The 12,078-nt window shown below is 42.2% G+C and carries 9 protein-coding genes; all 9 read left to right on the forward strand.

Annotated features, from left to right (window positions below; all coding sequences use genetic code 11):
- The first annotated feature begins 314 nt into the window (after nucleotides 1-314).
- Nucleotides 315-1,022: a glucosamine-6-phosphate deaminase gene (locus tag A0765_RS06435; RefSeq protein WP_062005416.1), complete on the forward strand. Its 708-nt coding sequence runs from the start codon at nucleotides 315-317 to the stop codon at nucleotides 1,020-1,022.
- A 106-nt stretch (nucleotides 1,023-1,128) separates the two neighbouring features.
- Entirely contained in the window at nucleotides 1,129-2,466 is a 1,338-nt protein-coding gene (locus tag A0765_RS06440) for a D-alanyl-D-alanine carboxypeptidase (protein ID WP_062005418.1), read from the forward strand.
- An 83-nt stretch (nucleotides 2,467-2,549) separates the two neighbouring features.
- On the forward strand, nucleotides 2,550-3,716 hold the full coding sequence (locus A0765_RS06445; RefSeq protein WP_062005429.1) for an MFS transporter: 1,167 nt from the start codon (nucleotides 2,550-2,552) through the stop codon (nucleotides 3,714-3,716).
- 158 nt (nucleotides 3,717-3,874) lie between these two features.
- The gene (locus A0765_RS06450; RefSeq protein ID WP_062005420.1) at nucleotides 3,875-4,834 is read left to right on the forward strand and encodes a competence protein CoiA; all 960 of its coding nucleotides are present in this window, start codon (nucleotides 3,875-3,877) and stop codon (nucleotides 4,832-4,834) included.
- Nucleotides 4,835-4,854: 20 nt separating this feature from the next.
- The gene (gene pepF, locus A0765_RS06455) at nucleotides 4,855-6,657 is read left to right on the forward strand and encodes an oligoendopeptidase F (RefSeq protein WP_062005421.1); all 1,803 of its coding nucleotides are present in this window, start codon (nucleotides 4,855-4,857) and stop codon (nucleotides 6,655-6,657) included.
- Nucleotide 6,658: 1 nt separating this feature from the next.
- Complete coding sequence (locus A0765_RS06460) at nucleotides 6,659-7,342, forward strand: O-methyltransferase (protein WP_062005423.1); 684 nt, start codon at nucleotides 6,659-6,661, stop codon at nucleotides 7,340-7,342.
- 110 nt (nucleotides 7,343-7,452) lie between these two features.
- Nucleotides 7,453-8,529, forward strand: coding sequence for a peptidylprolyl isomerase PrsA (gene prsA / locus A0765_RS06465; protein ID WP_062005425.1), 1,077 nt, complete (start codon nucleotides 7,453-7,455; stop codon nucleotides 8,527-8,529).
- Between the two features lie 138 nt (nucleotides 8,530-8,667).
- Entirely contained in the window at nucleotides 8,668-9,249 is a 582-nt protein-coding gene (locus A0765_RS06470; RefSeq protein WP_179856148.1) for an LURP-one-related/scramblase family protein, read from the forward strand.
- A gap of 33 nt (nucleotides 9,250-9,282) precedes the next feature.
- Complete coding sequence (gene alaS / locus A0765_RS06475) at nucleotides 9,283-11,901, forward strand: alanine--tRNA ligase (RefSeq protein WP_062005427.1); 2,619 nt, start codon at nucleotides 9,283-9,285, stop codon at nucleotides 11,899-11,901.
- Nucleotides 11,902-12,078 lie beyond the last annotated feature (177 nt).

A 12,078-nucleotide genomic window follows, 5' to 3' on the forward strand; every position in this document is an offset into this window, starting at 1 on the left:
ATCTCCTTAAATAGTTCTCATGATCCAAATATAGTAGGCGGCAAGTAAAAAGGGAATACTGATAAAGAAAATTCCCAGGCATAAAAAAATTAGTTGCCAACCTAGATGTTTTTTTAAGAAAAGCCCAGTGGTAAAAAGGGCAATTCCGAGTAAAAAAATTATAATCATTGGTAATAGCATGCTTTTATTATACCATGATTTGACGCTAAGTCTCTCAGTAAAATTTGAAAAAATTAAGTAGAATCTACTTGACAAAAATTGGTCTATACCATATAATAAAATAAGGAATCAATCAAGAAAAATAGGAGAACAGAATGAAAGTTATTCGTGTTGAGAATCAAGTAGAAGGCGCAAAGGTAGCTTTAGAAATCTTGAAAGAAAAGCTAGCTCAGGGGGCCAAAACATTGGGGTTGGCAACAGGAAGTAGCCCGATTGAGTTTTACAAGCAAATCATTGCCAGTGACCTAGATTTGTCAGAGCTTACCAGTGTAAACTTGGATGAATATGTGGGACTTTCAGAAGAGAATCCTCAGTCTTACCGTTACTTTATGAATGAGCAGCTGTTTAATAAAAAGCCTTTCAAAGAAAGCTTTTTGCCAAACGGTGCAGCAGAAGATGTGGAAGCAGAAGTGAAACGCTACAATCAAGTCTTGGCTGATCATCCAGTAGATTTGCAAATTTTGGGAATTGGGACCAATGGTCATATTGGCTTTAATGAGCCTGGAACTAGTTTTGATAGCACTGTCCATATTGTCGATTTGGAGCAGTCAACTATCCAAGCGAACGCTCGCTTCTTTGAAAAGATAGAGGACGTACCGACTCAAGCCATCTCAATGGGAATTCGGAATATCTTAGTTGCAAAATCAATCATCCTCTTTGCCTATGGCGCTTCTAAAGCTCAAGCCATTGCAGGAACAGTCCGAGGAGAGGTAACAGAAGCTGTGCCAGCTAGCGCCCTTCAAGGCCATGAAGATGTCGTGATTATTGCAGACAAAGAAGCTCTAAGTTTATTAGAAGCTTAACAATCTATTTCCTATCTAATTTTTAGGTGGGATTTTTTATATTTATCAAAAACATGATTAAAAATATGATATACTAGTTAGGAATGAATTTTTTTGGAGGATAAATGTGAAGAAGAAGTTTTTGGTGTTTGGATTGATTTTGTCTGCCTTTCTATCACCGCTTTCTGCTGCGGCAGATGAATTGGTAGATATGGCACGAAAAATGTATCCCAATGAAAATGTACAAGCAATCAATCGTCCTAAGTCATCTTTGATGATTGACGGAAATACGGGCGATATACTGTGGCAGGATAACATTGATGAGGTTCGCGATCCAGCTAGCATGAGTAAGATCATGACCTTGTACTTGGTTTTTGAAGCCATTAAAGAGGGAAAACTCAGTTTAGATACGGTGATTAAGGCGACGCCGCAAGATCAGGCGGTTGCGGAAATTTATGAAATTTCCAATAATAAAATCGTGGCTGGAGTCAATTATACTGTTTCTGAGCTGATTACCATGACAGTTGTACCCTCTTCTAACGCAACAACAGTGATGCTGGCAAATTACCTATCAGATAACGATCCCGATGCTTTCTTGGATAAGATGAACGCCAAAGCGCAAGAACTAGGCATGACCAACACCAAATGGTTTAATGCCAGTGGTGCTGCGGCAGTTTCTTTCAAGGGTTATTATACACCTCAGAGATATAACAATTATGTTAGCAACCAAACAACTGCGCGTGATTTAGGGATTTTAGTTTATAATTTTGTAAAGAACTATCCAGATATTTTAAACTATACCAATCAGGCTAAAGTAACTGTCAAGGCTGGCACGCCTTATGAAGAAACCTTTGAGACTTATAATTACTCATTGCCGGGTGCTCGCTACGCTCTGGAGGGAGTAGATGGTCTGAAGACGGGTTCAAGTCCGAACGGTGCCTTCAACTACATTGCAACTGTCAAGCGCGGAAACCAGCGCGTGATTGGCGTTATCATGGGCGTTGGTGACTGGGCTGACCAAGATGGTGAATATTATCGCCATCCATTTGGAAATGCCTTGATCGAAAAATCTTATGCTGACTACGAGTACAAGAAACTGTTCTCTAAAGGGAAGCAGGAGATTGATGGAAAAACTTACAATCTGCCAGAAGATTTTTATGCGACAATCAAAAAAGATGCGAAGGCAAAGCCTGTAGTTGAGAATGGTGTCTTGAAGGCTGGAAATGATCTGTACACGCTCTCTCCAAAGATCTCTGATGAGATGAAAGTGGAGGAAGTAGATGCTTCTGTCACCCAGTCTGCCAAAGAAGAAGTCACTAAGAAAGAAAATAATAAAACTTGGTATAGTGACTTGCTAAGCAACCGCTGGTTAATTGCCTTGCCAATTGTCATTATTATCCTGATTTTCTATATCGAGAATCGGAAATCGAGAAAAGCTAAAGCAAGAGCTAGAAAAAATAAATAAATGATTGCATTTAGCTTGCAAGCTGAAATAAAGCTCAGTTTCTAAAAACTGGGTTTTATTCTATTTTTAGAGAGGTTTTGATGATGGGAAAAAAGTTTTCTAATAGCTATTTGGCTTATTTTTTGATGTATAATTCTTATTTTCTGTCCAATTCATTGTTTTCGACCTTGATATCCGTTTATATGCTGGATAAGGGCTACACAGCTGGCCAAGTATCTATCGTCGTATCAGCTTCTTTCTTTTCTTCCATGCTGGCTCAGCCAATCATGGGGGTGTTAACTGATACACTTGGCATCAAGAGAGTTTCGCTTATCAGTTTTTTCCTGATTATCCTGGGAGATATCTTTTTCATGGAGGCTGATAATCTATGGCTCTTAGCCATCTGGTATAGTTTTGTCTTGATGCTCATCAATGGGGTGGGCACTGTGATGGATGTACTAGCAACCCAAAGTCCTTATAAATATGGGAAAATCCGAATTTGGGGAACAATCGGTTATGCCGTCGGTTCACAGCTGGCGGGTTTGATTTATAAGAATATTTCTCCTCAAGCGATCTATCTGGTCTTTATTGGGACTATGTTGCTGAGTATTATAGGGGTTCTTGGTATGAATCCTAAGCGGGATAGGTTGACTAAAAAGACTGAAAAAAAAGGCCATTCGCTCTTTTCAGCCATTCTTAAAAACAGAACCTATCTTTTTTATCTTTTCCTTGTTGCCCTTTACTCTGGTGTGGGCAATACAGGACATACCTATATTCCTTCCATGCTAGAATCCAGTGGCTTAAGTGTTGATTGGGCAACGACTGTTGTCGCTGTTTCTGTGCTATGTGAGGCGCCCTTAATCTTTTATTCCTATCTTTTCATGGATAAGATAGCTGTCAAAAAGTTGCTCTATATTTGTTTAGGTATGATGCTCCTTCAGTACGCAGTTTATGCTTTGAACTTTGGCTTAGGCTCGAAAATCGTAGTCACTCTGCTTTCCAAGCATGCTTCTGGCATGGTACTGACAATGCTTAGTCTGCGCATCGTGGCAAATTTGGTAGATGAAAAATATTTGGTGACCGCATTTGCATTACTACAGACAGGGAGAAATCTAGGAACAATTTTCATTCAGAATATGTCAGGATCTATCTTAGATGGTTTTGGCTATGGTAGTATGAATCTCATGCTGGCAGCCATTATAGGTCTAGTGCTCTTGCTTGCCTTCTTTTTGAAAGTTCCTGAAAAAAAGAATCAGAATTTATTTGGATAAGGAAAAACGAGTCTGGAAACTTTTCAGCTCGTTTTTGTTTGGGGAGATTACATAAGTGAGAGAATAAATAATACTTCGTTCTATTTCACAAGCCTTCTCTTTAGCTTTTTAATTACGAATAAAGATATAAAAGACATTATATTGAAAGGGAAATGCTCATGTTGCTTGCGAAAAATGAAGAGGGGATTTTGCTGAATGCGGTGGAAAAGCAACCGTCTCTAGGCGAACAACTCTTTTGTCCGGCCTGTTCGGGAGCGGTCCGTTTTAAAAATGGAAAGGTCATGCGGCCGCATTTTGCTCATGTTTCTCTTGAAAATTGTTCGTTTTATACGGAAAATGAAAGTGCGGAGCATTTGAATTTGAAAGCTGGCCTTTATGGCTGGGGGAAGCAAAGCCAAGAGGTTCAGGTGGAGGCCTTTTTGCCTGAGATAAGGCAGATTGCTGACCTTTTGATAGATGGTCGCATAGCGCTGGAGGTCCAGTGTAGTCCACTCAGTCAGGAAAGACTTGAGGAAAGGACGCTGTCCTATCGCCAGCATGGCTATCAAGTTCTCTGGCTCTTAGGCAAGAAATTATGGTTAAAACAGTCACTGACGAAACTGCAAAAGGACTTTCTTTATTTCAGTCAAAATATGGGCTTTCATCTTTGGGAATTGGATGAGAAAAAGCAGGAGCTTCGGCTTAAATATCTCATTCACGAGGACTTGCATGGGCGAGCTCAGTACAAGGTCAAATCCTTTCCTTTTGGTCAATGCTGTCTGTTATCCGTCTTGCGCAAGCCTTTTCAGAAGCAGGGGATAGAAAGTTATCTGGCGCGGCAGGATCCAGAGATTTGTCGCTATGTTCGTCAGCAGCTTTATTACCAGCAGCCTCGCTGGATGAAGCTCCAAGCCCAGCTCTATCAAAAAGGAGACAATCTTCTAACCAAGTCGGCCGAGGATTTTTATCCGCAGGTTCGGCCTGTCCAAGCTAGCTCCTTTTGTCAAATAACAAGAGACTTGACTCCTTATTATCAGCACTTCAATCGCTATTATCAGGCTGAAAAAAATAAGCAGCTTCAAATTATCTATCCACCAGTATTTTATGCGAGGATTTCCCCCACTTTTATGATAAAATAGAAAAGATGGAGGAAATTTCTATGGCAAAACAAAGAAATGAAATTGAAGAAAAATATACTTGGGATTTGACAACCATTTTCCCAACAGATGAAGCCTTTGAAGCGGAATTGGCTCAGGTTTCAGAAGAAGTGAAGAAAGCAGCTAGTCTGGCTGGGCATTTGCTGGATTCGGCTGACAATCTTTTGACAACGACGGAAATCCAGTTGGACTTGATGCGTCGGATTGAAAAGCTTTATTCTTATGCTCACATGAAGAATGACCAGGATACTCGTGTGGCCAAGTACCAAGAGTATCAGGCTAAAGGCATGACTCTTTATAGCGAATTCGGTCAAAGCTTTGCCTTCTATGAGCCTGAGTTTATGGCGATTACAGAAGAGCAGTACCAAGCTTTCTTGGCTGAGCAGCCAGGTTTGCAACTTTACCAACATTATTTTGACAAGCTTTTGAAAAAGAAAGCCCACATCTTGACCCAGCGCGAAGAGGAGCTATTGGCCGGTGCTGGTGAAATTTTTGGTGCAGCGGGCGAAACCTTTGCTATCTTGGATAATGCAGATATCGTCTTTCCAATGGTACATGATGAAGATGGAAATGAAGTTCAGCTCAGCCACGGCAACTATATCACCTTGGTTGAGTCTAAGAACCGAGAAGTCCGTAAGGAAGCTTACGAGGCTCTTTATAGCGTATACGAGCAGTACCAGCATACCTATGCCAAGACTCTGCAGACCAATGTCAAGGTACACAACTACAATGCGAAAGTCCGCAAGTTTTCATCTGCCCGTGAAGCAGCCTTGTCAGCTGACTTTATTCCAGAAAGTGTATACGATAGCTTAGTTTCAGCTGTTAATAAGCATTTGCCTCTTTTGCAGCGTTATATCGCTTTACGAGCAAAGATTTTAGGCATTTCTGATTTGAAGATGTATGATATGTACACACCTTTGTCAGAGACAGACTACAAGTTCACTTATGAGGAAGCCTTGGCTAAGTCTGAGGAAGTCCTGGCTATTCTGGGTGAGGATTATCTGAGCCGAGTGAAGACTGCCTTCTCAGAGCGCTGGATTGATGTTTATGAGAATCAAGGCAAACGCTCAGGAGCATACTCAGGCGGGTCTTATGATACCAATGCCTTTATGTTGCTCAATTGGCAGGATACACTGGACAATCTCTTTACCTTGGTGCACGAGACAGGCCACAGTATGCACTCAAGTTATACTCGTGAGACCCAGCCTTATGTTTATGGAGACTACTCTATCTTCCTAGCTGAGATTGCTTCAACGACCAATGAAAATATCCTGACAGAGAAGCTCTTGGAAGAAGTAGAGGACGATGCTACCCGCTTTGCTATCCTCAATCACTTCTTGGACGGCTTCCGAGGTACGGTCTTCCGTCAAACCCAGTTTGCGGAGTTTGAGCATGCAATCCACAAAGCTGACCAAGAAGGTCAAGTGTTGACCAGCGAGTTTCTCAATGAACTCTACGCTGACTTGAACGAAAAATACTACGGTCTGAAAAAAGAAGACAATCCACAGATTCAGTACGAATGGGCTCGGATTCCGCATTTCTACTACGATTACTATGTTTTCCAATACTCTACAGGCTTTTCAGCGGCTTCTGCCCTGGCTGAAAAGATTGTCCATGGCAGTCAGGAAGACAAGGACAAGTATCTGGACTATCTCAAAGCCGGCAACTCTGACTATCCGCTCAATGTCATCAAAAAAGCAGGTGTGGACATGGAAAAAGAAGACTACCTAAATGCTGCTTTTGCTGTCTTTGAGCGTCGTCTGGACGAATTCGAAGCCTTGGTAGAAAAGTTGGGACTGGCATAAGATGGTCGAGACTTATAATCAAAACTCTAATCCCAATATGCGCCGGCCAGTAGTCAAGGAAGAGATTGTGGACTTTATGAGACAACGACTCCAGCCAGTTTCTGGTGGACTCAAGGAGCTGGAGGATTTTGCCAGAGCTGAAAATGTACCCGTGATTCCCCATGAGACAGTGGCTTATTTCCGACTGCTACTTGAAAGTCTGCAACCAGAGAAGATTTTAGAAATCGGAACGGCTATCGGTTTTTCGGCCCTTTTGATGGCGGAGCATGCGCCTCAGGCTCAGATTACGACTATTGATCGCAATCCAGAGATGATTGAGCTGGCTAAGGTTAATTTCGCTAAGTATGACAGCCGTCAGCAGATTACCCTGCTGGAAGGCGATGCGGTGGATTTGCTTAAGACACTGGAGGATTCCTACGACCTTGTCTTTATGGACTCTGCCAAGTCCAAGTATGTGGTCTTTCTTCCCCAAGTCCTCAAGCGCCTCAATCCTGGTGGTCTGGTCCTCATTGATGATGTCTTCCAAGGCGGAGATGTTGCCAAGCCTTTTGAGGAAATTAAGCGTGGTCAACGGGCTATTTACCGAGGACTGCATAGCCTGTTTGACGCAACTTTGGACAGTCCAGATTTGACTGCGAGCTTGCTTCCTTTAGGAGATGGGCTGCTTATGATTAGAAAAAAATAATCCCTTCACTTTTTTCTCAAATTCCAAAAATTTTTAGGAAAAATTAAGATATCAAGTTGGATTTGTGGTACAATAGACAAAGTGAATTTATTGAAGGAGTAGATAAAACAATGAAGAAAAAAATCCTTACAGGAGCAGTAACTCTCTTTTCTGTAGTGGCTTTAGCAGCATGTTCACAAACAGCAAAAGATAAAGATATTGTGACAATGAAAGGTGAGACAATCACAGTAAGTGAATTTTACGATCAAGTAAAAAATAATGGTGCCTCTCAACAAGTTTTGCTTCAAATGGTAATTAAGCAAGTTTTTGAAGAAAAGTATGGCAAAAAAGTGACGGATAAAGAGGTTGAAGAAGCCTTTGAAAAAATGAAATCCGCTTATGGTTCTGCCTTCCAAAATGTTCTTGCTCAAAGCGGAATGACAGAAGATGCCTATAGAGATCAGATCCGCGCAAATAAATTGGTTGAATACGCTGTTAAGAAAGCAGCTGAAAAAGAGCTGACAGATGACAACTACAAGGCTTTCTTTGAAACGTATACCCCAGAAGTGACGGCTCAAATTATCAAGGTAGATAGTGAAGAAAAGGCTAAGGAAGTGCTTGAAAAAGCCAAGGCTGAGGGAGCAGACTTTGCTCAGTTGGCCAAGGAAAACTCAACCGATAAGGACACCAAAGATAAGGGCGGCGAGGTGAAATTTGATTCAACCTCAACAACAGTTGCGGATGCCGTTAAAAAAGCTACTTTTGCCTTAGAAGAAAACGGCGTTTCTGATGTGATCACTGTACGAGGTAAGCAGAACTATTCAGCAAGTTACTACATTGTTAAATTGGTGAAGAAAACTCAAAAATCTGCAAAATGGACAGATTACAAGAAGCAACTAAAAGAAGGAATCCTGACTCAAAAACAAAACGATGCAAGCTTTATTCGTTCTGTTATTTCTAAAGAATTGAAGGAAGCGAATCTGAAAGTGAAGGATCCAGCTTTCCAAAATGTCTTTGCCCAATATGTAGAAGGAGATACTTCTAGCTCATCGTCTAAAGAAGAAAGTAAGTCTCAGTCTTCTAGTTCAGAAGAAAAGAAATCACAATCTTCTAGCTCGGAAGAAGCAAAATCTGGGGCTTCAAGCTCAGAAGAAAGCAAGTCAGAAGCTGCTCATACTGAAGAAAACCCAGCTCCTGCAGCAGAATAAGCTTGACGAAAAGCCAAGAAGTCAGTATAATAAAACTATTGAGAATTGATTTTCTAGATCTCAGCTCAGAGAATTGGCGGTGCTGCGAGCCATGTGAGAGGAAAATTCATGCTACTCATGTGTCAAACTAAATAGCTAATGAGAATGACAAGTTCATTGAATGAAGGTGGTACCGCGGTTTTTCGCCCTTCAGACAAGGAACTTGTCTTTTATCTTGACTCTGGAGGTAAAGCGATGAAGACTTATCTTGTCAAACAAAAATTTCGCTTAGGCGGCGAACGTTTTGATATCAAGGATGATCGAGGCAATGTAGCTTATCAGGTGGAAGGGTCATTTTTTCAGATTCCCAAGACCTTTACAATCTACGACACACAGGGGTGTACTGTCAGCCAGATCACCAAAACCTTTCTAACCTTCCTGCCCCAGTTTGAAATCAAACTCAGCAACGGACATAGCTTTTATATCCGTCAGAAATTCACTATCTTGCGTGATAAGTATCAGTTTGACAATTTAGGTCTCAGGGTTGAAGGCAACATCTGGGATCTGAACTTCCGATTACTAGATGACCGTGATCAAGTCGTAGCAGAGATTACCAAAGAGCTCTTCCATCTAACCTCTACTTATCAGGTGAGCGTCTATGATGAGACTTATTCAGATTTGGTCATTTCCCTCTGCGTCGCCATTGACTATGTGGAAATGCTGGAAAGTTCTTCATCATAATATAAATATTTAGAAAGTTAAGGAGAAAAATAAATGAAACAAATGTCAAGTGCTCAAATTCGCCAAATGTGGCTAGATTTCTGGGCAAGCAAAGGCCACTCTGTAGAACCATCAGTAAGTCTGGTGCCAGTTAACGACCCGACTCTTTTGTGGATCAACTCTGGGGTAGCCACTCTTAAGAAATACTTTGACGGGACCATTATCCCTGAAAACCCACGGATTACCAATGCGCAAAAAGCCATCCGTACCAACGACATCGAAAATGTCGGAAAAACTGCGCGTCACCATACCATGTTTGAAATGTTGGGGAACTTCTCTATCGGGGATTACTTCCGTGACGAAGCAATTACTTGGGCTTATGAACTCTTGACAAGCCCTGAGTGGTTTGATTTCCCTAAAGACAAACTCTACATGACCTATTACCCTGATGACAAAGATTCATACAATCGTTGGATTGCTGTTGGTGTGGACCCAAGTCACTTGATCCCAATCGAAGACAACTTCTGGGAAATCGGTGTGGGACCTTCCGGACCTGATACAGAGATTTTCTTTGACCGTGGAGAAGCCTTTGACCCAGAAAATATCGGTCTTCGTCTCCTTGCAGAAGATATCGAAAACGACCGTTATATCGAAATCTGGAATATCGTCTTGTCACAATTCAATGCTGACCCTGCTGTTCCTCGTAGCGAGTACAAGGAATTGCCACACAAGAACATTGATACGGGCGCTGGTTTGGAGCGTTTGGTGGCAGTTATCCAAGGGGCTAAGACAAACTTTGAAACAGACCTCTTCATGCCAATCATTCGTGAAGTTGAGAAATTGTCTGGTAAGGTCTACGACCAAGATGGCGACAATATGAGCTTTAAGGTTATCGCTGACCATATCCGTTCTCTTTCATTTGCCATCGGTGATGGTGCCCTTCCAGGAAACGAAGGTCGTGGTTATGTCCTTCGTCGTCTTCTCCGTCGTGCTTCTATGCACGGTCAAAAATTGGGTATCAATGAGCCTTTCCTTTACAAACTCGTTCCAACTGTTGGAAAAATCATGGAAAGCTACTACCCAGAAGTGCTTGAGAAACGCGACTTTATCGAGAAAATCGTGAAGAGCGAGGAAGAGTCATTTGCCCGTACTCTTCACTCAGGTCAACACTTTGCCCAAGGCATCGTAGCTGACTTGAAAGAAAAAGGTCAATCTGTCATCGCTGGTTCAGATGTCTTCAAACTCTACGATACATACGGATTCCCAGTTGAATTGACAGAAGAAATCGCTGAAGAAGCTGGTATGACTGTAGACCGTGAAGGTTTTGAAGCAGCCATGAAAGAGCAACAAGAACGCGCGCGTGCGTCAGCTGTTAAGGGTGGCTCAATGGGTATGCAAAATGAAACCCTTCAAAACATCACAGTGGAAAGTCACTTTAACTACAATGCTAGCCAATTGCCTTCTAAGTTGGTGGCTATTGTAGCTGACAATGCTGAAGTTGAAGCTGTTTCAGAAGGAACTGCCTCTCTCATCTTTGCAGAGACTCCATTCTACGCTGAAATGGGTGGACAAGTAGCTGACCACGGTCAAATCTTGGATGCTGCAGGAAACGTCGTGGCTACTGTAACAGATGTTCAAAAAGCACCAAATGGACAACCACTCCATACCGTTGAAGTTCTTGCTCCTCTTGCTTTGAACCAAGAATACACCTTGGCAATTGATACCAATCGTCGTCACCGTGTCATGAAAAACCACACAGCAACTCACTTGCTCCATGCGGCCCTTCACAATATCCTTGGCCACCATGCGACACAAGCAGGATCTCTGAACGAAGTCGAATTCCTTCGCTTTGACTTTACGCACTTCCAAGCAGTAACTCCTGAAGAGTTGCGTGCTATTGAACAACAAGTCAATGAGAAAATCTGGGAAGCAATTGCTGTAGAAACTGTTGAGACAGATATTGACACGGCTAAAGAAATGGGTGCGATGGCCCTCTTTGGTGAGAAATACGGTAAAGAAGTCCGTGTTGTGACCATTGGTGATTACTCTGTTGAGCTTTGTGGTGGTACCCACGTTGGCAATACTTCTGAGATTGGCCTCTTCAAAATTGTCAAAGAAGAAGGGATCGGTTCAGGAACTCGCCGTATCTTGGCCGTGACTGGCAAGGAAGCCTTTGAAGCCTACCGCGAACAAGAAGACGCTCTGAAAGCAGTAGCAGCGACCTTGAAAGCACCGCAACTCAAGGAAGTACCTCATAAGGTTGAAGGACTTCAAGAGCAACTTCGTCAATTGCAAAAAGAAAATGCAGAATTGAAAGAAAAAGCAGCCGCTGCAGCCGCTGGGGATGTCTTCAAGGATGTGAAGGAAGTCAACGGTCACCGTTACATTGCTAGCCAAGTTTCTGTATCAGACGCAGGTGCCCTTCGTACCTTTGCGGATAACTGGAAACAAAAAGACTACTCTGACCTTCTTGTCCTAGTCGCATCTATCGGTGACAAGGTCAATGTTCTCGTAGCTAGCAAGACTAAAGACCTTCATGCAGGAAATCTTGTTAAAGAATTGGCTCCAATCGTCGATGGACGTGGTGGTGGTAAACCAGACATGGCCATGGCAGGAGGAAGCAACCAAGCCAAAATCCAAGAACTCTTGGATGCAGTGGCGGGTAAATTGTAATCAAGTAAAGATCTATCCACTTGGGTAGATCTTTTTGCATACTCAAAAAGCCAAATCCGACTAGACTTAGCTTGATTCGTAATAGCTAAAAAAGAAAGTAAAATTTACTATGCATTCTGAATGCAAGTTATAGCTCGTAAGGAAATTTAAAAGAGAGTGGGATAGAAATCGGTAATT

The sequence above is a fragment of the Streptococcus cristatus genome (genome assembly GCF_001588905.1).
GTDB lineage: Bacteria > Bacillota > Bacilli > Lactobacillales > Streptococcaceae > Streptococcus > Streptococcus cristatus_N.

What these genes read in the sequence shown, in the direction of transcription:
- A0765_RS06435 (WP_062005416.1), top strand. Translation starts at nt 315, where the DNA reads ATGAAAGTTATTCGTGTTGAGAATCAAGTAGAAGGCGCAAAGGTAGCT.
- A0765_RS06445 (WP_062005429.1), top strand. Translation starts at nt 2,550, where the DNA reads ATGGGAAAAAAGTTTTCTAATAGCTATTTGGCTTATTTTTTGATGTAT.
- A0765_RS06450 (WP_062005420.1), top strand. Translation starts at nt 3,875, where the DNA reads ATGTTGCTTGCGAAAAATGAAGAGGGGATTTTGCTGAATGCGGTGGAA.
- pepF (WP_062005421.1), top strand. Translation starts at nt 4,855, where the DNA reads ATGGCAAAACAAAGAAATGAAATTGAAGAAAAATATACTTGGGATTTG.
- A0765_RS06460 (WP_062005423.1), top strand. Translation starts at nt 6,659, where the DNA reads ATGGTCGAGACTTATAATCAAAACTCTAATCCCAATATGCGCCGGCCA.
- prsA (WP_062005425.1), top strand. Translation starts at nt 7,453, where the DNA reads ATGAAGAAAAAAATCCTTACAGGAGCAGTAACTCTCTTTTCTGTAGTG.
- A0765_RS06470 (WP_179856148.1), top strand. Translation starts at nt 8,668, where the DNA reads ATGAGAATGACAAGTTCATTGAATGAAGGTGGTACCGCGGTTTTTCGC.
- alaS (WP_062005427.1), top strand. Translation starts at nt 9,283, where the DNA reads ATGAAACAAATGTCAAGTGCTCAAATTCGCCAAATGTGGCTAGATTTC.